The sequence below is a fragment of the Herbinix hemicellulosilytica genome (genome assembly GCF_002904165.1).
Classification (GTDB): Bacteria; Bacillota; Clostridia; order Lachnospirales; family Lachnospiraceae; genus Mobilitalea; species Mobilitalea hemicellulosilytica.
Window position 1 is genome coordinate 128,448 of sequence record NZ_CVTD020000023.1, and the last position, 21,832, is coordinate 150,279.

General features: G+C 39.7%; 15 protein-coding genes and 1 other annotated feature. Of the genes, 4 read left to right on the forward strand and 11 right to left on the reverse strand.

The window, feature by feature from the left end; all coding sequences use genetic code 11:
* Positions 1 to 23: 23 nt before the first annotated feature.
* The 3 genes from HHT355_RS10235 to HHT355_RS10245 all read left to right on the forward strand — a co-directional run bounded on the left by HHT355_RS10235 (position 24) and on the right by HHT355_RS10245 (position 3,377).
* The gene (locus HHT355_RS10235) at positions 24 to 1,163 is read left to right on the forward strand and encodes a hypothetical protein (protein WP_103203353.1); all 1,140 of its coding nucleotides are present in this window, start codon (positions 24 to 26) and stop codon (positions 1,161 to 1,163) included.
* Between the two features lie 2 nt (positions 1,164 to 1,165).
* On the forward strand, positions 1,166 to 2,152 hold the full coding sequence (locus HHT355_RS10240) for a TPM domain-containing protein (RefSeq protein ID WP_103203354.1): 987 nt from the start codon (positions 1,166 to 1,168) through the stop codon (positions 2,150 to 2,152).
* A gap of 232 nt (positions 2,153 to 2,384) precedes the next feature.
* Entirely contained in the window at positions 2,385 to 3,377 is a 993-nt protein-coding gene (locus tag HHT355_RS10245) for an SPFH domain-containing protein (protein WP_103203355.1), read from the forward strand.
* Positions 3,378 to 3,675: 298 nt separating this feature from the next.
* Here HHT355_RS10245 and HHT355_RS10250 read toward each other — a convergent pair whose 3' ends face one another.
* From HHT355_RS10250 to HHT355_RS10300, 11 genes are all read right to left on the reverse strand, one after another.
* On the reverse strand, positions 3,676 to 5,391 hold the full coding sequence (locus HHT355_RS10250) for a phospho-sugar mutase (RefSeq protein WP_103203356.1): 1,716 nt from the start codon (positions 5,389 to 5,391) through the stop codon (positions 3,676 to 3,678).
* A 188-nt stretch (positions 5,392 to 5,579) separates the two neighbouring features.
* Positions 5,580 to 9,479 (reverse strand): DNA-directed RNA polymerase subunit beta', encoded by a 3,900-nt coding sequence (gene rpoC / locus HHT355_RS10255; RefSeq protein ID WP_103203357.1) that lies wholly within the window; start codon positions 9,477 to 9,479, stop codon positions 5,580 to 5,582.
* A 53-nt stretch (positions 9,480 to 9,532) separates the two neighbouring features.
* A complete protein-coding gene (gene rpoB, locus HHT355_RS10260) occupies positions 9,533 to 13,429 on the reverse strand; it encodes a DNA-directed RNA polymerase subunit beta (RefSeq protein ID WP_103203358.1) in 3,897 nt (1,298 codons plus the stop codon).
* 830 nt (positions 13,430 to 14,259) lie between these two features.
* Positions 14,260 to 14,634, reverse strand: a complete 375-nt coding sequence (gene rplL / locus HHT355_RS10265) for a 50S ribosomal protein L7/L12 (RefSeq protein WP_103203359.1) — start codon at positions 14,632 to 14,634, stop codon at positions 14,260 to 14,262.
* Positions 14,635 to 14,725: 91 nt separating this feature from the next.
* Positions 14,726 to 15,220, reverse strand: a complete 495-nt coding sequence (rplJ, locus tag HHT355_RS10270; RefSeq protein ID WP_103203360.1) for a 50S ribosomal protein L10 — start codon at positions 15,218 to 15,220, stop codon at positions 14,726 to 14,728.
* Positions 15,221 to 15,302: 82 nt separating this feature from the next.
* Positions 15,303 to 15,439, reverse strand: a sequence feature (ribosomal protein L10 leader region).
* A gap of 62 nt (positions 15,440 to 15,501) precedes the next feature.
* Complete coding sequence (rplA, locus tag HHT355_RS10275) at positions 15,502 to 16,194, reverse strand: 50S ribosomal protein L1 (protein ID WP_103203361.1); 693 nt, start codon at positions 16,192 to 16,194, stop codon at positions 15,502 to 15,504.
* A gap of 138 nt (positions 16,195 to 16,332) precedes the next feature.
* Positions 16,333 to 16,761: a 50S ribosomal protein L11 gene (gene rplK, locus HHT355_RS10280; protein WP_103203362.1), complete on the reverse strand. Its 429-nt coding sequence runs from the start codon at positions 16,759 to 16,761 to the stop codon at positions 16,333 to 16,335.
* Between the two features lie 115 nt (positions 16,762 to 16,876).
* Complete coding sequence (gene nusG, locus HHT355_RS10285) at positions 16,877 to 17,398, reverse strand: transcription termination/antitermination protein NusG (protein ID WP_103203363.1); 522 nt, start codon at positions 17,396 to 17,398, stop codon at positions 16,877 to 16,879.
* A gap of 10 nt (positions 17,399 to 17,408) precedes the next feature.
* Positions 17,409 to 17,624, reverse strand: coding sequence for a preprotein translocase subunit SecE (gene secE / locus HHT355_RS10290; RefSeq protein ID WP_103203364.1), 216 nt, complete (start codon positions 17,622 to 17,624; stop codon positions 17,409 to 17,411).
* Positions 17,625 to 17,649: 25 nt separating this feature from the next.
* Entirely contained in the window at positions 17,650 to 17,799 is a 150-nt protein-coding gene (rpmG, locus tag HHT355_RS10295) for a 50S ribosomal protein L33 (protein WP_103203365.1), read from the reverse strand.
* Between the two features lie 214 nt (positions 17,800 to 18,013).
* The gene (locus HHT355_RS10300) at positions 18,014 to 20,251 is read right to left on the reverse strand and encodes a S8 family serine peptidase (RefSeq protein ID WP_146039190.1); all 2,238 of its coding nucleotides are present in this window, start codon (positions 20,249 to 20,251) and stop codon (positions 18,014 to 18,016) included.
* A 240-nt stretch (positions 20,252 to 20,491) separates the two neighbouring features.
* Here HHT355_RS10300 and HHT355_RS10305 point away from each other — a divergent pair, with 240 nt between their 5' ends.
* Positions 20,492 to 21,754 carry a helix-turn-helix domain-containing protein gene (locus HHT355_RS10305; protein ID WP_103203367.1) on the forward strand — a complete coding sequence of 421 codons (1,263 nt, stop codon included), beginning with the start codon at positions 20,492 to 20,494 and terminating at the stop codon, positions 21,752 to 21,754.
* Positions 21,755 to 21,832: the final 78 nt, after the last annotated feature.

Consider the following 21,832-nt stretch of genomic DNA (forward strand, 5'->3'; position numbering starts at 1 on the left):
TCATGGGCAAGGAGAGAAGTGCTATGGTAACACATTATAAATGTCCCAATTGCGGGGCCGACATGGAATTTGATGCAAGCTCGGGAAAGCTTAAATGCCATAGTTGCCAAAGAGAAGAAAGTATAGAAAAGATGGCCGGTTTAAACAATATTCCCGACGGTGCCCAGGTTTCATACAATATAGAAGATGAAGACAAGAAAGCCGAGCAGACTTTTTTTGAAAAAGATTATGAAGATCCATTATTTGAAGATAATTCTACCCACCATCATGCTTTTTCGGAACACGAAATAACAGAATACCACTGTCAGAATTGCGGTGCTGTACTTATTACCGAACCGCAGACAACAGCTACCAGATGTAGTTTCTGCGGGGCAGGTATAGTAATAAGCGAGCGCTTGTCGGGGACTTTCGCACCGGACTATGTAATTCCTTTTTCCATCACAAAGGAACAAGCCCAGGAAGCATTTAAAAAATGGTGCAAAAAAGGCCTTCTTTTACCAAGTGATTTTAAGGTTGCAGATAGAATTAAGGATATAACCGGCATATATGTACCCTTTTGGTTATACGATTTGAACGGCAAAGGCGAAGCGGTTGCCACATGTACAAAAGTTCGTACTTATACCAGAGGCGACTGGATTTATACGGAAACAAGATACTATAATGTTTACCGCAAAGTAGACCTTGATTATTTAAAGGTTCCCTGCGATGCCTCAAAAAAAATGGATGATTCCATGATGGATAAATTGGAGCCCTATACTTACGGTAATTTAAAAGATTTTAAAATGCCATATCTGGCAGGCTTTGTCGCCGAAAAATACGATTATGACGATGAGCAATTACTGCCCAGGGTAAAAAACCGTGTTTATTCTTATGTAGAATCATACCTTAAATCTACCATTAGCGGATATACCACCGTACACTTTAACAAATTGGATATCCACATTAGGAAAAAGGATGCAAAATATACTTTACTGCCGGTATGGATGGTTTGCTATGATTATAAAAAAGCCGAGCATACTTTTGCCATGAACGGCCAGACCGGAAAAATAGTAGGAAAACCTCCTATCAGCAAAGGCAAGGTTGCAGCCTGGTTTTTCGGTGTATCCGGCAGCTGTTTCCTCCTTCTTCGTATATTGACCTTAATTATGGAGGGTGGGTGGTAATTATGACAATGAATAAATTACTTATAAAGTTAGCTAAAACATTCATCTTATATTTTGCTGCTCCACTTATCCTTCTGTCGGCTGTATATTGTATTGTTGCTGGCAGTTTTACCGGAACGGCTTACGCTTCAACTGATTATGTAACGGATTACGAAAATGGAAGACGCATTTTTGATGAAGCGGGATTGCTTACCGATACGGAAAGAGAATATCTGGAATCCTTAAGCAAAAAATACGGCGAGCAAGCCGGTATAGAAATAATTGTCCTAACCCATAACGATGCCCACGCCGTTTATCCGGAAAAATATATTGAAGATTTTGAGGACCTGCTTCCTGTTGATGACCGGGTATATTTTCTGTACGATTTATATCGTGGGGAAATATTCATGGAAGGATATGGGCTGGCCGAAACCTATATTCATTCCAAAAGAATAGACGAAATATTTGACAGTGTGGAGGACGATTTAAGAAACGGCAATTATCTTGAGGCCTTTAAAACATATATCATACAATCCGCAGCTTATTTGGAAGACGATACGGAACTTAACTATGATCATAATTATAAATATGATACTCCGCCCGCTGACTTTGATGCAGACAACAAGTATACCTATGATGATTATGATTATAACTATCATTATAAAAGTTATTATAAAGCCGAACAGAAAAAGAATAACATATTATTTAACGTCTGGTTTCAGCTTTTGATCTCCCTGTTTATAGGAGGAAGTGTTGTAGGTGTGTTAGCCTATAGTTCCGGAGGAGTAATGACCGCCGGCGCCAGGGACTATCTTGACAGAAGTAAATCCGGTCTCATAGGTTGTAAAGACCAATATACCCACTCAACCGTAAGCAAAGTAAGAAAACCCAGCTCCAATTCTTCATCTGGAGGCGGTGTCAAAAGCAGCGGCGGATTTAATTCGGGGGGTTTTAGAGGAGGAGTTTCTTCAGGTGGCCGCTCTCACAGTTCAGGAGGCAGGAAATTGTAATAATATAATTAAAATAGATCTGATTTAAAATAATTGTACCTGTTAACTAAGTTATCTAAGTAATGCTAAATACAGTTACGCACATATAAAGGGATTGATACGGCAAAATACCGGATTATATCAATTGAATAAAGCCACAAAAATTCCATATATAGGAAGGTTGCAAAGGAAGTAGCTACTGATTAAAATTAAATTCTTTAAACTATATCATTTAATCAATAGGAGGTTCAATATGGGACTGTTTTCAAAGCAATTCGCAAATGTTGTGGAATGGGAAGAATTTCGCGACGATATGATATTCTACAAATGGAACAATAAAGAGATAAAAAAGGGCAGCAGACTGATTATCCGTCCCGGCCAGGATGCCATATTCCTTTATAACGGCAAAATAGAAGGTATCTTTACCGACGAAGGTGATTACGATATCGAATCTCAAATTATACCCTTTTTATCCACCCTTAAAGGCTTCAAATTCGGCTTTAACAGCGGAATGAGAGCCGAAGTTCTTTTTGTCAATACCAAAGAATTTGTTACAAAATGGGGGACCCAAAATGCCATAAATATTCCCACTCCTTCACTGCCCGGCGGTATGCCAGTCCGCGCCAACGGAACGGTTACATTTAAGGTTTCCGACTATGTCAAACTTATAGATAAGATAGCCGGCGTAAGACAAAGCTATCTGGTGGAGGATGTAAGAATCCGTATCACGGCTGTACTGGATCAGTTGCTGATGAAATGGATCGTCAAAGAAGGTAAGGATATGTTTAACCTACAGGCAAATTCCTTTGAAATTGCCGAAGGAATAAGAGCAGACCTCGACATGCAGTTGTTTGACAGCGGCCTTTCAGTCACAGGATTTAATATTATGAGCTTTAACTATCCTGAAGAAATTCAGAAGATGATCAACAAAAATGCCTCCCACAGCATGGTCGGTGACCTCGGCCGTTATCAACAGATTGAAATGACGGAAGGTATTGCTTCCGGTAAAGTAAGAGGCGGCAGCACTGCGGCAGACATGGCAGGCATGATGATGGGGATGAACATAGCCAATCAGATGCTGAAAAATATGAACGAGCAGGCAAATTTAAATCCGGGTCAGCAAACCGGTACCGGGCAAAATCCATCCGGCCAGGCCACATCATCAAAGCCTAATTTCTGTCCAGACTGCGGCCATAAAACGGAAGGAGCAAACTTCTGTCCTAACTGCGGCAGAAAACTGATATAAAATAAATATTATGAATATAAAAGGCTTGAACAATAAACCGGTATTTATCTGTTCAAGTCTTTTTCTTGCTTAATCACTTACTAAATAAAAATTTTCAACTTAATAAAGAAAAACCTACATCCTAAAAGAATTATTACATTATTTGTCTACTATATTAAAAAGCAAAATAAGATGATATTTGCATTCATATTTTGTATGTGCTAAATTTTACATATCAGTTTCGAATAAGCAAAAAAACACCATATAGCCTGTCAGGTTATATGGTGTTTTTATAATAATTACTATTTATATCTATAATTTACTGTACTTTGAAAACTTCATCGTTTACTAGCCTGTTAAGCTTTTCTAGAGCATCCTCCCTGGTGTTTCCTTTGACTCCAAAATAGAACTTAATTTTCGGTTCAGTTCCCGAAGGTCTTACGGCACACCATGCATCATCGTTCATTTCATAATAAAGAACATCTGACTTTGGAAGATTGGTAGGAGTAACTTCTCCGGTTGCCAAATCTGTTATGGTATCATTTTTATAGTCTCTTATTTTTAAGATTTGGTATCCGCCTGCGGTTTTAGGAGGATTTTTACGGTATCCTTCCATAATTGCTTTGATCTTTTCCATACCCTCTATTCCTTTTAAGGTGTAGGAAACGGTTTTTTCTTCATAATATCCGTATTTTTTGAAAATACGATCCATTTGATCATAAAGGGATATTCCACGGTCTTTATAATATGCCGCCGCTTCACATAAAGTCATTACTGCAGAAACGGCATCTTTATCCCTGGCATGAGTTCCAACCAGGCAACCATAACTTTCCTCATATCCGAATACAAACTCATTGGATCCGGTTTCTTCAAACATTCTTATCTGTTCTCCTATATATTTAAAACCGGTTAAAACTTCAATAAGTTTAGCTTTGTATTCTTTGGCTATTTGATCCGTTATATTTCCGGAAACGATAGTTTTAATAAGGGCGCTGTTTTTAGGCAGTATTCCTTTTTCGGCTTTTTGCGAGAATACATATTCCGCAATCAAGGCACCTGTCATATTTCCGTTGAACAACACAAATTTCCCGTTATTGTCCCGTACCTGAATACCCAACCTGTCCGCATCCGGATCTGTTGCCAGAATCACATCGGCGTTGACTTTCTCGGCAAGTTCAAGTGCCAGCTTATATACCGCAGGATCTTCTGGATTAGGATAATCTACAGTTGAAAAATCGGGGTCCGGCAGTTCCTGCTCAGGAACAACATATACATTCTTAAATCCCAGTTCGCTAAGAATTCTTCTTACAGGTACATTACCGGAACCATGCAAAGGAGTATATACTATTTTTAATTCTTTTCCCTTTTCACTAACCGGATTGATAACAAGTTTCTTTAAACAGTCTATGTACCTGTCATCAATTTCCTTTCCGATTATAGTCAAAAGGCCCTCTTTTAAAGCATCCTCTTTGCTCATGGTCTTGGTTTCGGAAAAATCCTTTATTGCATTAACTTCCCCTATGATCTCCATATCCCTGGGAGATGTTACCTGGGCGCCGTCTTCCCAGTAAACCTTGTAACCGTTGTATTCCGGAGGGTTATGGCTTGCTGTTATAACTACGCCTGCAATACATCCAAGTTCTCTTACGGCAAATGAAAGTTGAGGAGTAGGTCTTAAAGATTCAAACAAATAAGCCTTAATCCTGTTGGCTGCAAGGCACAGGGCGGTTTCCAAAGCAAATTCCGGAGACATTCTTCTGGAATCATATGCTATTACTACACCTTTACTTTGTCCGTTCTGCTTGATAATGTAATTAGCAAGGCCCTGAGTGGCTTTTCTTACAGTATATATGTTTAGTCTGTTTGTTCCGGCACCTAGAATTCCTCTTAAGCCCCCGGTACCAAACTCCAAATCTTTAAAGAATCTCTCCTTAATTTCATTTTCATTGTCTTTTATGGCTTCCAGTTCTTTTTTTGTTTTTTCATCGAAATACGGATTCGAAAGCCATTCATTGAATCTTCTTAAATATTCCATGCTGATCCCCTCAAATCTTTTTTCGTAATATATTATGTTCAAAATCAAATAAGCTACCACTAATTTTTAAAAAGAGAGGCAATGAACTTCCCAGCCCATCACCCCTCTTCCCTTGCATATGCAAATTGATCCGCCAAACGGCTTTTAATGTTAATTTATCATATCATTAGATAAATATTTTGATTAAATTACAGACCGTCGCTGTAGTCATCTTCGTCAATACCCTTTAAATTAAACTCGGTTTCAGTCCAATCTCCGTCATTGTGAGTTTCCTCACCGTAAGAGATATGCGCATCGTCTACACCGGGTATGCTGTCTTCTCTTCCCAGTCTGTCATCATTACTTGCAAATTTGTCTTCGCTGAAGACCACATCGGGTATTCCGTCTTCTCCTTCAAACATTTCATCATTAACGCCAGATACCTTACTTCCCTCGTTATCCTCATCGTTAAACAGGCTGTCATTTAAACTTCCTTCAGGATAATCAAAGGTATCAAAGTCATCGGTATAACCGCCCTCATGATACATATTATCGGTTAAATTATTATCCTCACCTTCGGTACTTATCTTTACACTGCGGTATTTCTTCATACCGGTTCCGGCAGGAATTAATTTACCGATTATAACGTTTTCTTTTAATCCGATGAGCGGATCTATTTTTCCTTTTATGGCAGCCTCAGTTAAGACCTTGGTGGTTTCCTGGAATGATGCTGCCGACAGGAAGGAGTTGGTTGCCAAAGCAGCCTTAGTGATACCAAGCATTACCCGTTTTCCCTCGGCAGGTTTTAGACCTTTTTCAACCATAGCCTTGTTGACCTCTTCAAATTCCATAATGTCAACCAGTGAACCCGGAAGGAAATTGGTATCTCCGTTATTTTCAACACGGACTTTCTTAAGCATCTGACGGACTATAACCTCAATATGCTTATCGTTAATTTCAACACCTTGCAGGCGGTATACCCGTTGTACTTCCTGGATCATATAATCCTGAACAGCACGGATACCCTTTATCTTAAGAATGTCGTGAGGATTTACACTACCTTCTGTAAGTTCGTCACCTGCTTCAATAGTGTCTCCCTCATTAACTTTTATTCTTGAACCGTAAGGGATAAGATATGCTTTGGATTCCATGGTTTCGGGGTTGGTTACTATAACTTCTCTCTTCTTCTTGGTGTCCTTAATAGTAACTGTACCGCCGAACTCTGCAATAATAGCAAGTCCCTTAGGCTTTCTTGCTTCAAACAATTCCTCTACACGAGGCAAACCTTGTGTGATATCGTCGCCGGCCACACCACCGGTATGGAAGGTACGCATGGTAAGCTGTGTTCCCGGTTCACCGATAGATTGCGCTGCTATAATACCTATAGCTTCACCAACCTGAACCGGTTCTCCGGTAGCCATGTTGGCGCCGTAACACTTAGCACATACACCGATACGGGATTTACATGTCAATACTGTTCTTATCTTAACCTTTTCAATGCCCGCATTTACTATAGCTTCTGCCCTCTTAGGCGTAATCATATGATTTGCTTTAACTATAACGTTGCCATCAGCATCGTAAACTGTTTCGCAGGCATATCTTCCGGTAATTCTTTCCTGTAAGGTTTCGATAACTTCCTTGCCGTCCATGAAGGCTCTTACCCATATTCCCGGTATTTCCTCGTCATGCTCATGGTCGCAGCAATCCGCCTCTCTGATAATTAAATCCTGAGCAACGTCAACAAGACGGCGGGTCAGATAACCGGAGTCAGCGGTACGAAGAGCCGTATCTGAAAGACCTTTTCTTGCTCCGTGAGCAGAAATAAAGTATTCCAAAACGTCCAAACCTTCACGAAGGTTAGACTTAATAGGCAATTCAATGGTACGACCCGATGTATCGGCCATAAGTCCGCGCATACCGGCCAGCTGTTTAATCTGCTTATCGGAACCGCGGGCACCGGAGTCTGACATCATCTTAATGTTATTAAATCTGTCCAGTCCGGCAAGCAGTTTGTCCGTAAGCACACGGTCTGCTTCTTTCCAGGTATCTATAACCGTATTGTATCTTTCTTCTTCGGTCATTCTGCCTCGGCGGTACTCTCTGTTAATCCTTTCAATGGTAGCTTCCGCTTCGGCAAGAATTTCTTTCTTATCACTGGGCACTACCATATCGGATATGGATACGGTAAATGCTGCCTGTGTCGAATATTTATAACCCAGTGCTTTAATTGAGTCAAGTAGCTCTGCCGTTTGGGTAGTGCCGTGGATATTAATACATCTTTCCAGTATAGGTTTTAACTGCTTTTTACCTACTACAAAGTCAATCTCCAGCTCAAGGAAGTTTTCAGGCTTACTTCTGTCAACAAAGCCAAGGTCCTGAGGAATTACTTCGTTGAAAATGAAGCGGCCTAAAGTAGATTGCACTACCTTCGACACTTTTTGGCCTTCGCTGTTGATACCTGTCCTCTTAACCCTTATAGGCTCATGAAGAGTTATTAATTTATTCTCATATGCCATAATGGCTTCATTTACGCTCTTGAATGAACGTATTATGCCTGATTCATTCGGTCTGTCTATTGTCAGATAATATATACCCAGAACCATGTCCTGAGAAGGAACCGTAACCGGTGCGCCGTCCGAAGGCTTTAACAGGTTGTTGGGTGAAAGCAGCAAGAATCTGCACTCTGCCTGTGCCTCCGCAGACAAGGGAAGGTGAACGGCCATCTGGTCTCCGTCGAAGTCTGCGTTATAAGCGGTACATACAAGCGGGTGAAGCTTAATGGCCTTACCTTCAACCAGCACGGGCTCGAAAGCCTGAATACCCAGTCTGTGCAGTGTCGGAGCACGGTTAAGCATAACAGGATGTTCTTTAATAACATCCTCAAGTACGTCCCATACTTCAGGCTGAAGTCTTTCCACCATCTTTTTGGCGGACTTAATATTATGAGCGGTACCTCTTGCTACCAGCTCTTTCATAACGAAAGGCTTAAATAACTCAATAGCCATTTCCTTAGGAAGTCCGCACTGATATATCTTAAGTTCAGGACCGACTACGATAACCGAACGGCCGGAGTAGTCAACTCTCTTACCCAGCAGGTTCTGACGGAAGCGTCCCTGCTTACCTTTTAACATATCGGATAAGGATTTAAGCGGACGATTTCCGGGACCGGTAACAGGTCTTCCTCTTCTTCCGTTGTCAATTAAGGCGTCTACAGCTTCCTGAAGCATTCTCTTTTCGTTTCTGACAATGATGTCAGGAGCACCAAGTTCAAGAAGCCTCTTTAACCGGTTGTTACGGTTAATAATCCTGCGGTACAGGTCGTTCATATCGGAAGTGGCAAATCTTCCGCCGTCAAGTTGAACCATAGGCCTAAGATCAGGAGGGATAACCGGAATAACCGTAAGTATCATCCATTCCGGTTTGTTTCCTGACTCGCGGAAAGCTTCCATAACTTCCAGCCTTTTTATTATTCTGGCTCTCTTTTGTCCGGTGGAATCCTTTAGGGCCTTTTTAAGCTCCTTGGTTTCCTTTTCCAGATCAATATTTCTTAAAAGTTCCTGGATGGCTTCCGCACCCATACCGACACGGAAACTTCCTTCGCCGTATTTTTCTATCGCTTCCTGTTTTTCTCTTTCGTTAAGTATTTGTTTATATTGAAGATCGGTATTACCTTTATCAAGAACAATATAGGCAGCAAAATACAATACTTTTTCCAATGCTCTGGGTGACAGATCCAGCATTAATCCCATACGGCTGGGAATTCCTTTAAAATACCAGATATGGGATACCGGTGCTGCCAGTTCAATATGGCCCATTCTTTCACGACGTACACTGGATTTTGTTACTTCAACACCACAGCGGTCACATACTACACCTTTATATCTGATTTTCTTATATTTTCCGCAGTGGCACTCCCAGTCTTTGCTCGGACCAAATATTCTTTCACAGAACAACCCGTCTTTCTCCGGTTTTAAGGTTCTATAGTTAATAGTCTCCGGTTTTTTTACTTCTCCTCTTGACCATTCCCTTATTTTTTCCGGAGATGCTAGGCCGATTCTTATGGCTTCATACGATATTTCAACTTCATTATTATTAATAATATCAGGCATTATTTGGCTCTCCCTTCATTAAAGTTCATAAATTGCATCCTTAGATGCGACAGTTAGAATAAATCATCAGAACTGTCATCTATATCATCAAAATACAAATCGTCGGTATCACTGTCTGAATCATCGGAGATTTCTTCGTAAATATCAAAGAAGCTACTGTCAATATCTTCTTCTCCTGTTTCACTATAACCGGCATTGTCATAACCTTCATCATACCTGAAGCTGTTGTCGCCTTCAATAAGCTGTGTCATATCGGAATCACTGTAATCTACGCCCTCTGTCAGCTTGACTTCATTGCCGTTCTCGTCAAGTACGGTAACATCGAGAGCCAGTGACTGAAGTTCCTTAAGCAGAACCTTAAATGATTCCGGAATACCGGGCTCACTGATATTTTCGCCCTTAATAATTGCTTCGTAGGTTTTAACACGGCCGGTCACATCGTCCGATTTTACCGTCAGAATTTCTTGAAGGATATATGCGGCACCGTATGCCTCCAGTGCCCAAACCTCCATTTCACCGAATCTTTGTCCGCCAAATTGTGCCTTTCCGCCTAAAGGTTGCTGTGTTACTAACGAATATGGTCCTGTAGAACGGGCATGAATCTTATCATCAACCAGATGGTGCAGTTTCAGGTAATGCATGAATCCGACGGTAACAGGCTGATCGAAAAACTCACCTGTTCTGCCGTCACGGAGCATTACTTTACCGTCACTGTTTATCGGAACACCCTTCCATTCATTATTTTCTCCGTAATGCTGCTTCAGATGTTCAAACAGGTAAGGGTGCAGTTTATCTTTATATTTTGCTTCGAAATCTTCCCATTCCATGTTGGCATAATCATTGGCAATTCTTAAGGTTTCCATTATATCTTCCTCATTGGCACCGTCAAATACGGGAGTTGCCACATCAATTCCCAGTATTTTTGCTGCCAATGACAGATGAATTTCCAGTACCTGTCCTATATTCATACGGGAAGGTACACCCAGAGGATTTAAAACTATATCCAGGGGTCTGCCGTTCGGTAAATACGGCATGTCTTCAACAGGTAATACACGGGATACTACACCCTTATTACCGTGACGGCCTGCCATCTTATCACCGACCTGAATTTTTCTTTTCTGAGCAATATACACTCTAACCGTTTGATTTACTCCGGGCGGCAGTTCATCCCCGTTTTCTCTTGTAAATACCTTGGCATCTACTACTATTCCGTATTCACCGTGAGGAACCCTAAGAGAAGTATCCCTTACTTCCCTTGCTTTTTCACCGAATATTGCTCTAAGCAAGCGTTCTTCGGCGGTAAGCTCGGTTTCACCCTTAGGTGTTACTTTACCGACAAGGATATCTCCTGCACGGACCTCGGCGCCTATTCTTATAATACCTCTTTCATCCAGGTCTTTAAGGGCATCGTCACCGACACCGGGTACATCCCTGGTGATTTCTTCGGGGCCGAGTTTGGTATCTCTTGCTTCTGCCTCATATTCTTCTATATGAATGGATGTATAAACATCATCTCTTACAAGACGCTCACTAAGAAGGACAGCGTCCTCGTAGTTATATCCTTCCCAGGTCATAAAGCCGATCAGAGGGTTCTTACCTAAAGCCAGTTCACCTTTGCAGGTAGAAGGACCGTCGGCAATAACCTGGCCTTCTTCAACCCTGTCACCCTGATTTACTATCGGCTTTTGATTTATACAGGTCCCCTGGTTGCTTCTTGCAAATTTTATAAGCCTGTAAGTGGACTTGGTGCCATCATCATTCTTAACAACAATATCTTTCGCGGTAACCCTTTCAACCACACCGGATTTTTTGGCAAGTACACATACTCCTGAGTCAATGGCAGCCTTTGCCTCTATACCTGTTCCCACTACAGGATTTTCAGTCTTAATCAAAGGAACAGCCTGACGCTGCATGTTGGCCCCCATCAGGGCACGGTTTGCATCGTCATTTTCCAGGAAAGGTATGAGTGATGTTGCCACCGAGAACACCATCTTAGGAGAAACGTCCATCAGGTCTATTTTTGATTTTTCATACTGGGATGTTTCTTCCTTATAACGACCGGATACAGTATTGCTTATAAAGTGTCCTTCCTCATCCAGTTCGGCATTCGCCTGAGCTACCACATATTTATCTTCCTCATCGGCAGTAAGATAAATAACTTCGTCGGTAACTCTCGGATTTTCGGGATCAGATTTATCAACAACACGATACGGAGCTTCGATAAACCCGTATTCGTTAATTCTTGCATAGGTAGCCAGTGAGTTAATAAGACCGATATTAGGTCCTTCCGGTGTTTCTACAGGGCACATTCTGCCGTAGTGCGAATAGTGAACGTCACGGACTTCAAAGCCTGCCCTGTCACGGGACAAACCTCCCGGTCCCAAAGCGGACAGACGTCTTTTATGGGTAAGCTCACCGAGCGGGTTATGCTGATCCATAAACTGTGACAACTGGGAGCTTCCGAAGAATTCTTTGACTGCAGCCGTAACGGGCTTTATGTTTATTAAAGATTGGGGACTGATACTCTCCATATCCTGAGTTGTCATTCTTTCTCTTACAACTCTTTCCATTCTGGACAAGCCAATACGATACTGGTTTTGCAGAAGTTCTCCGACCGCACGGATTCTTCTGTTGCCCAGATGGTCAATATCGTCCGTATCCCCTATGCCGTATTCAAGGTGAATACAATAGTTAATGGAAGCTATAATATCTTCCTTTGTTATGTGCTTCGGAACAAGCTCGTTTACATTCTTGCGAATTGCTTCCTTTATATCTTCCAAAGTAGTGTTTTCTTCCAATATCTTTTTAAGTACAGGATAATATACGTTCTCGTTTACACCCAGAGCTTTTTTCTCTTCAGTGCTGATTTCAGGTACATAATATGACAGATTAACCATCATATTAGATATTACTTTAACGTTTCTGTCACCTATTTGGATTAAAACAGAAGGGATAGCCGCATCCTGTATATTTATAGCCATTTCATTGGTCACGGTGCCGCCTGCTTGCGCCAACACTTCACCGGTTGTTCTGTCTACAACATCTTCGGCCAGTCTAAACCCTACAATACGGTTTCTGAAATGCAGCTTTTTGTTAAATTTATAACGGCCTACCTTCGCAAGGTCATATCTTCTGGGGTCAAAGAACATACTATGAAGTAAAGACTCCGCATTTTCAACGGCAAGAGGCTCACCGGGACGGAGTTTTTTGTACAGCTCAAGTAAACCATCCTGATAACTGCCGGATGGATCTTTAGCAGTGCTTGGGTCTTTTGATAAAGTTGCCAGTATCTTAGGTTCCTCGCCGAATAACTGCTTTATTTCTTCGTTAGTTCCATATCCCAAAGCTCTGACAAAAGTTGTTATAGGAACCTTTCTGTTACGGTCTATCCTAACATAAAAAACATCGTTGGAATCCGTTTCGTATTCCAACCACGCTCCTCTGTTGGGAATAACAGTGGCGAAAAACAAACTATTACCTATTTTATCATGATCAATAGCATAATATATACCGGGGGAACGAACCAACTGACTGACAATGACTCTTTCTGCACCGTTTATAATAAATGTACCGGTTTCAGTCATTAACGGTAAGTCACCCATAAATATATCATGCTCGTTAATTTCGTTGGTTTCCTTATTATGAAGCCTAACTTTTACTTTTAGGGGTGCCGCATAGGTTGCATCCCTTTCCTTGCACTCTTCTATAGTATACTTTATGTCATCCTCACACAAGGTAAAGTCAACGAATTCCAGACTCAGGTTTCCGCTATAATCCGTAATCGGAGAAATGTCATCAAACACCTCTTTAAGACCTTCTTTGAGAAACCATTGATAGGAATTCTTTTGAACCTCAATGAGATTGGGCATCTCCAATACTTCTTTCTGCTTGGAGAAACTCATTCTAACATTATTACCAACTTTGATCGGATGCATTCTGTTTTTATCCATTGACGTTTTCACCCCTTGAGTTTAATAAGTTACACAAGACTCCCCTAAAAAATTTAGGGAGTCTTGTAAATTTTATTGAAAAATAGCTTTTCTTTTTTTACCGTATATGCTATAATAATGCTAATTAGGCATATAACACCACAATAGTGCATCTTTCATACTATCATACTTAATTTCAACTGTCAACATTAAATTTGTTGACTTTTTATGTTTTTTTGAGAAGTTCCAACAGATAATAAAATTATTCCCAATTTTTTCATAATTTTTCAAAAACATATACAATATTACATCAAAGTCATAAAAAACGGTATGCAGATATAACCAAAATGATAAGTCATATCTGCATACTTTATTTTATATAACAGACCAATTATTTTATTGGTGCGTTTTTAACATAATAAATATACTTTCCCTAATAAAATCCCTGACCCGTAACCGGTATATCATATTGGTACTTAACCAAATCCCGGCTTAGCCTTCAATATACTCCATACTGCTTTTCAGAAATATTAGTGTGTATCAAACAGCAAAAATCTCGTATCTGTTTACTATTAATATTCTTATTTTAATCTTAAAGGGCAGCTTATCATTCCTATTATTACCGCATTATAAACTTTAATATAGAATTAATCTCCTTAAACCTATTTCTGAAGATTAACATTAATATTAATATTAAAATCTCATTTTCATAAATCCATATGAATAGTTTCTTTGCTCAATTATATCAATTCATAAGCACGGTTAAATCCAATAAAACAGCATCCAAAGTTTAAAATATTTCTTTAAACTTGGATGCCGTTTGTTTAATTTTATCTTTTAATTTTTATTAATTACTTAAGAGTAACTTTAGCGCCTTCAGCTTCAAGTTTAGCCTTAATTTCTTCAGCTTCTGCCTTGCTTGCGCCTTCCTTAACCATCTTAGGAGCTCCGTCTACGAGATCCTTAGCTTCTTTTAAGCCCAGACCGGTAAGGTCACGAACAACTTTGATTACCTTAACCTTGTTAGGACCAGCTTCGGTTAACTCAACGTTAAACTCGGTCTTCTCTTCAGCATCTGCAGCAGCTGCTGCGCCTGCTCCTGCTGCTGCAACTACAACACCTGCTGCAGCGGATACGCCAAATTCCTCTTCACATGCTTTTACTAATTCATTTAATTCTAATACACTGAGCTTTTTAATCTCATCTATAAATTCCTGAACTGTCATTTCAATACCTCCATATCATTTTTAGTTTCTTTTAATATTTACTGGTTATTTATTAATATTTACTTATTAAATAATGTAATGGTAATTTATGCTATGCAGCATTTTCGGATTTCTCTGCAATCTGTTTAAGCACTCTTGCAAAGTTCGCAATAGGTGACTTCAGGCTGCCAAGAAGTCTGGAAAGAAGAACTTCTCTGGAAGGAATGGTAGCAATAACTTTGATGCCATCTTTATCATAGTAAGTACCTTCCACTACACCAGACTTAAACTCCAATTTAGGCATTTTCTTAGCCATATCATTGATAACTCTGGCAGGAGCTGTTGCATCTTCAAAACCGAAAGCTATTGCTGTCGGACCTTGCAGATCCTTTGACAATGCTTCAAATGCGGTTCCTTTAAATGCAAAGTTCAGCATTGTATTCTTATATACCTTATATACAACACCGGCTTCTCTCAGCTTTTTACGAAGCTCAGTGTCTTCTGCAACAGTAAGTCCGCGATAGTCTACCAACACTGCTGCTGATGCCTTTTCGACATAACCTTTGATTTCCTCAACTATAGACTGCTTTTGATCTAACTTAGCCACTAGGTACACCTCCTTTAATATTTCGTCGCAGGTCTTTATTGTACCGAAACTATCGGGAAACATCGGCTAAATTGCAAATGTTTATTCATAATAAAAACCTCTTTCTGCCAAAGCAAAAAGAGGTTAATTTCAATCACGAATAACCAACTTTCCCTCGGTAGGCGGTATTACCTTACGCCTTACGGCACCTACTGTCTTCGGCAGTTAATATTTATCTAATAATATTGCAGAGGCATTATAACACGACCGTTACCGTCATGTCAACATACTTATGCAATTTATTAACTCAATTTTGCAGTATTCAGTTTTACTCCGGGACCCATTGTAGAAGCAAGTGTTACACTTCTTAAATATTGGCCCTTTGCTGCTGCAGGTTTTGCTTTAATTATAGCTCCGATTAATGTCTCGAAGTTTTCTACAAGCTGTTCCTCAGTAAAGGATGCTTTTCCGATAGGAACGTGAATAATGTTTGTCTTGTCCAATCTATATTCGATTTTACCTGCTTTAATATCTTTAACAGCCTTGGCAACATCCATTGTAACTGTTCCTGCTTTAGGGTTAGGCATTAAGCCCTTAGGTCCGAGTACACGTCCCAGACGTCCTACTACACCCATCATATCCGGAGTAGCAACTACAACGTCAAAATCAAGCCAACCGTCGTTCTGAATCTTGGGAACAAGTTCTTCTCCGCCTACATAATCGGCGCCGGCTGCTTCTGCTTCTGCCAATTTGTCGCCTTTAGCGAATACAAGCACCCGTACTGTTTTACCTGTTCCGTGAGGCAGAACTACCGCTCCACGAACCTGTTGATCGGCATGACGTCCGTCTACACCAAGGCGAATGTGCGCTTCTATTGTTTCATCAAATTTTGCAACTGCCATCTTTTTTACTAAGCTTACTGCTTCAGCTACATCATATTGAGCGGTTTTGTCAAATAATTTTGCAGCATTAAGATATCTTTTTCCTCTTTTCATTCTATAAACCTCCTAGTGGTAATATCGGAAGAAAACGGCGGATTGTAAAATCACGCCATGCATGTCCTCCCACATTAACAGATCTGTTAACGTATAATCCGTTTTTAAGTGTTCGGAATTATACCCTTATATTCTCTATTAGTCTTCTTCTACAGTTATGCCCATGCTTCTTGCTGTTCCTGCTATCATGCTCATAGCAGCTTCGATACTTGCGGCATTAAGATCCGGCATCTTCAATTCTGCAATCTTGCGAAGTTCAGACTTTTTGATGGAACCGACTTTAACCTTATTCGGAGCGCCAGATCCTGATTTCAGGTTCAGTGCCTTCTTTAACAATACCGCAGCCGGGGGTGTCTTTGTAATGAAGCTAAAGCTTCTGTCTGCATATACCGTAATAATTACGGGAATTATCATACCGTCCTGATCAGCTGTTCTTGCGTTAAATTCTTTTGTAAACTGAACAATGTTCAAACCGTGTTGACCAAGTGCCGGTCCTACCGGGGGTGCCGGTGTTGCCTTTCCGGCGGGAATTTGTAATTTAATATAACCTATAACCTTTTTAGCCATTTTGTTTTACCTCCTGATATTGTGGTATTTGCGGGGATTTCCCTCCCACGTTGAAACACGTAAATCACTGCGTTTTCATACATTTGCACAGGTATACGGCTTATATACCCAATCGTTATTTTTTTATCTTCACATCACTGAAGCTGATTTCTACCGGAGTTTCACGTCCAAACAGATCTACGCTGATTGTAACCGTCTGTTTATTAAGATTTATTTGCTTAATAACACCGGTTGTGTTTTCCCATACACCGTTTACTATGGTAACGGTATCGCCAACCTCAAAGTCAACAACAATATCGTCGGTCTTGATACCCATGGCGCGCATCTCTGCTTCAGTGAGCGGAACCGGTTGTTTGGAATCCGGGCCTACAAAACCCGTAACGCCTCTGGTATTGCGAACAACATACCATACGTCGTCATTCATTACCATATGAATGAGAACATAGCCCGGGAACATTTTCTTTTGTACACGTTTTTTCACACCGTTTTTTACTTCAATGACTTCCTGCATGGGAACAGATACTTCCAAAATCTGATCATGCAGTTTTCTGTTTTCAATCATTTTTTCAATGTTCGCTTTTACTTTGTTTTCATATCCCGAGTAAGTGTGAACAACGTACCAATGCGCTTCCGCCATACTCTCACCTTTATCCTAATATAAAACCAATTCCGACTTCAATAACATAGTCCAGTAGATAAATAATTATACCCAAAAGAAGCGTAACGATAACAACAGCTATCGTCTGTTTAGTAAGAGTCTCTTTACCTGGCCAGACTATTTTCTTAAACTCGGACTTGACACTCTTAAACCAGCTCTTCTTTGACGCTTTTTCAGCTACAACGTTACCGGTAGTTTCACTCATTTCTTCACTTTCCTTTCAGATATAATTATTTGGTTTCTCTGTGCAATGTATGAGTTCTGCAGAATTTACAATACTTTTTTGTTTCCATTCTGTCCGGATGTAATTTCTTTTCTTTGGTTGTGTTGTAATTGCGTTGCTTACATTCCGTACATGCTAATGTTATTTTTACGCGCACAATTTCCACCTCCGATTTCTCTTGCAGCGCTTACATTCGCTTAACTAAAGAAGACTTTTTAGGCATAAAAAAAAGACCTCTTTCTTTGCCCTATTACTATATCACATAAGGGAATTTCAGTCAACATTTTTTTTACAAATTAACGCAGTCGGCCGGAAGATTAATTTGGTAAAAGGGATATAGATATCCGAAATTATATCTATATCCCCACACATTAGTTTCTATTCTTTTTTACAATGATCTTGCATACCGCTTTATGGCCGTTACTGGTTCTTGCTGTTATCAGAGCCGTTCCTTCCCTTAAAGCTGTTATATTTCCGTTTTTATTTATTACGGCAATCCGTTCGTCGGAACTGGTGTAAGTTACGACATCCGTTGTATTTGCAGGCTTAACAAAAGCCCTCAAAACATATTTTTCCCCGATGTTCATAATTTTTTCTGTCCGGGTAAATTTTACTTCTTCTGATACTATGGTTTTTACGTTGATTACATTAACCGTCTGATTTCCCCGGTAATCAATGGCATATATGGTATAATAACCGTCTTTCTTTACTTTAAATGAAGCTTTATTATCTTTTAATTTAATTTCTGTCCCCGAACCTGCCGGCAAAAATTCCTCGGCTTTTCTTTTACCCGACATATACTTAACTCTTTTTACACCGCTTTGACCGTCCTTTACCTTAACAGTTATTGTTCTGCTTTTATAATCGTCGGCTACCGTATAGCCTGCCGATATCGTCGGGGGAGTCAGGTCATCCTCTACATTATATATCGCCACATTTTCATTTCCTGCATAATCGCTGACATAAAAGGTGTATGTTCCCGCTTTGGCCATTTTAACCTGCCCGTTTTCTGTCCTTAAACCTATAGTGCCTCGTCCGAATTCCTCTATAGTTTTTTCTCCCGGAAGCCAGCGAATAACACGTATCCCTGATCCGCCTTCATCCTCTGCTTTGACAGACACCAAAAAACTTTCTTTATTATATTCGGTTTTCAGATTTATAGCCGGGGCTATGTAATCCCTTTGGGCATTTTTAATATTTAAAACTGCTGCGTATGCACTCGGTATCCCGGGTTTTTTAATAAAGTCACTTAATCCCGCAATCGGTTTTAAACAGTTTATAATAACATTTTTCACTGCCTGCGGATACAAGTTCTCATCATAGGAATACAATAAAGCAGCAACAGCGCTTACCTGAGGGGCAGCCATGGAAGAGCCGCTTAATGTTTGATATGTTCCTACAACCGTACTTAATATATCGGTGCCGGGAGCCGCCAAATCTATCGTCGTTTTCCCGTAATTGGACTGCTTTGTCATATTGCCGTTGGCATCTATAAATGTAACCGATATAAGATTATCCAGTTGGAAGTTGGCTGGGTAAATCGGTTTGGTATCATTATCCGATCCCGAATTGCCTGCTGCTGCCACAAAAAGCATATCGGATTCTTTTATAACTTCTTCCAGAGCCGGCGAATACTGTCCGGTCCCCCAGCTGATATTGCATATATCGGCCCCCATCATTGTGGCATACTTAATGGCTTCTATGGCATCCGAGATGCTTCCGCTCCCCTGTTTTCCTCCGTTTATTTTCAGAATCATCAATTTTATATCAATGTTTGATGCTATGCCTGCTATACCGATTTTATTGTCTTTTACGGCACCTATGATACCGGCTATATGGGTTCCGTGGTCGTCATTATCGTTCGGGTCAGACAAGTTTAGTCCCAGCACTCTGTTATAACGGTAATGACATACACTGGCATCGTCATTGTAAAAATCCCATCCGTATACGTCATCGATATATCCGTTATTGTCATTATCAATTCCGTCATCGGGAATTTCATTTTCGTTAATCCATATATTGTCTTTAAGATCGGGATGGTTATAGTCTACTCCCGTATCGATAATTGCTACAACAACTCTTTTTGGGCGGGCATTTTCCTGTTCCATATGAAGCCATGCCTCAGCCACATCCATGTCTATATCCGGAGTGACAGATACCTCTCTTAATGAGCCGGACAAAAACATCGAATAATATCCGGGATTATGAATTGCCCATTGGGTTTTGGCATAAGTATCGTCTGATACCTGCATTAATTGAATACTGCCGTCCTGTTGAACAATCTTTACCGAAGGATGCTTATCAAGATAGCCTTTTATATCCTCATATTTCCCTTTATCATTAACAGAAACCAGGGCATAATCTCCTATATGTCTTTTAACTTCAACAAAATCTCTGATTTCTTTTAAAATTTCATCCAAGTGGTGCTTATCTATTTCATCTTGAAAAAACACAATAAGATCTCTGTCATCATCTTTTGACAGCTTTTCATTTCCGCCATATATCAGTTTGCTATACTTTGAAAATGAAAACGTTATTGTGATGATAGTAAGCAATTGTATAATTACAAGACTAAAAATCAATCTGAAATTTTTCTTCTCTATTGCCATAATGTTTCCATCTTTCTGTTTGGCATATGATACCAACTTCTTTATTCCGTCTTTATAATATTCCCTTATCTTGGCATTTATGTGGCAGAAATTTATCTTTTTTATTTATTATTTTGTTACATATTTTGACTATATTTTTAATTTATGTCCATATTTTGTACGTGCATTCATGCTTCATTAATGATATAATATTATAAAATATACATTTTTTTCGACAGCTTAAGGAGTGGAATAATACATATGCTTATTATTGATAAATATCATAACGATTTAAATAAAAAATTCTGGGAAAGTCTTCATAGTGAAATGCTTAAGGCAAACGAAGATATTCCCATTACAGACCTTTTTTCTTATGTGGAAAGAAGTTTTGTCTTTTCATTGTTTTTTCGCGGTACCTCCCACAAAGAGCTGATTGTATTTAAAAATATATTAAATCTTAAAGATCTCGGTTATGTTATACAGTTTGAATTCATTCCAAAGGGAAAAACCAGCAATATGGATTTTGATATCGATGAATTGTCCTTATATTCCTTAATTAAAAAGGAACTTAAATGTGTTATATCCGCTGTCGGGCCTGTATTACAAAATCAAATCAGTATTTTGATTACTGAAGGCCCCGACAAGTTGGCTCCGGGACTGGATACAAAATCCAGGATCATTTGTACCGCAAAAAAACTTCTTAACGCCATACAAAAAGAGTTTAATATAAAATTGATTGGAGGAATCGGCAGTGTGCAAAGCCTCCACTCAATTAATATATCTTTAATGGAAGCTCTTTCATGTATGCATTACTGCAATCCGGGCGAAATTATCCATGTGCAGGATCTGGATAAATATAAAAACCACAGTTTTTACGAATATAAAGAGGCCGAAAAGCAAATGATCAATGCAATTCGTCACAGAAAAGCGGACGCATACGACTATTTCAGTATTATTATGAACAGAATCAAACACTTAAGTGACGATGCCAAAAGGAATAAAATTATAGAAATTCTTGTACTGGCAACCCATGCAGCCAGACTGGACAATTTTGAGGATGCAGATTATCATAATTATATATGCAATATAGATTCTTTGATGAAACTTGAAGGTGATCAGTTAATTGAATGGGCTTTTCAAAAGTTTGTGAAAATAACCGGATGTGTTAAATCTCAGAGTTCTATAGACTATTCCAATAAAGTCGTACAGGCCACAAAAGAATATCTTGAGGCTCACTATGCGGAAGAAATAACCCTTGAAGATGTCGCTGAATATGTAAATATCAGCCCACAATATTTCAGCAAACTTATTAAGAAAAATACCGGGTTTAATTTCATCGATTGGCTTTCTATTCTTCGGGTTAAAAAGGCAAAAGAGCTTTTAGCCAATACTAGCCTAACCGTTAAAGAGGTATGTTTTATGGTCGGCTATAAAGATCCTAATTATTTCAGCAGGATATTTAAGAAAAAAATCGGTATGACACCAAGCGAATATGTTAAGAACATAAAAAAAATAACTTCATAATTATAATTTTAATAAAGAAAGCTGTCACAAACTCCGGGGTCGCTGTATGTAGCGGACCCTATTTTTAGTGGCTCTTTG

What these genes read in the sequence shown, in the direction of transcription:
- rplL (WP_103203359.1), bottom strand. Translation starts at nt 14,634, where the DNA reads ATGACAGTTCAGGAATTTATAGATGAGATTAAAAAGCTCAGTGTATTA.
- HHT355_RS10300 (WP_146039190.1), bottom strand. Translation starts at nt 20,251, where the DNA reads ATGGCAATAGAGAAGAAAAATTTCAGATTGATTTTTAGTCTTGTAATT.
- rpoC (WP_103203357.1), bottom strand. Translation starts at nt 9,479, where the DNA reads ATGCCTGATATTATTAATAATAATGAAGTTGAAATATCGTATGAAGCC.
- HHT355_RS10305 (WP_103203367.1), top strand. Translation starts at nt 20,492, where the DNA reads ATGCTTATTATTGATAAATATCATAACGATTTAAATAAAAAATTCTGG.
- rplK (WP_103203362.1), bottom strand. Translation starts at nt 16,761, where the DNA reads ATGGCTAAAAAGGTTATAGGTTATATTAAATTACAAATTCCCGCCGGA.
- HHT355_RS10235 (WP_103203353.1), top strand. Translation starts at nt 24, where the DNA reads ATGGTAACACATTATAAATGTCCCAATTGCGGGGCCGACATGGAATTT.
- HHT355_RS10245 (WP_103203355.1), top strand. Translation starts at nt 2,385, where the DNA reads ATGGGACTGTTTTCAAAGCAATTCGCAAATGTTGTGGAATGGGAAGAA.
- secE (WP_103203364.1), bottom strand. Translation starts at nt 17,624, where the DNA reads ATGAGTGAAACTACCGGTAACGTTGTAGCTGAAAAAGCGTCAAAGAAG.
- rpoB (WP_103203358.1), bottom strand. Translation starts at nt 13,429, where the DNA reads ATGGATAAAAACAGAATGCATCCGATCAAAGTTGGTAATAATGTTAGA.
- HHT355_RS10240 (WP_103203354.1), top strand. Translation starts at nt 1,166, where the DNA reads ATGACAATGAATAAATTACTTATAAAGTTAGCTAAAACATTCATCTTA.
- HHT355_RS10250 (WP_103203356.1), bottom strand. Translation starts at nt 5,391, where the DNA reads ATGGAATATTTAAGAAGATTCAATGAATGGCTTTCGAATCCGTATTTC.
- rplA (WP_103203361.1), bottom strand. Translation starts at nt 16,194, where the DNA reads ATGAAAAGAGGAAAAAGATATCTTAATGCTGCAAAATTATTTGACAAA.
- nusG (WP_103203363.1), bottom strand. Translation starts at nt 17,398, where the DNA reads ATGGCGGAAGCGCATTGGTACGTTGTTCACACTTACTCGGGATATGAA.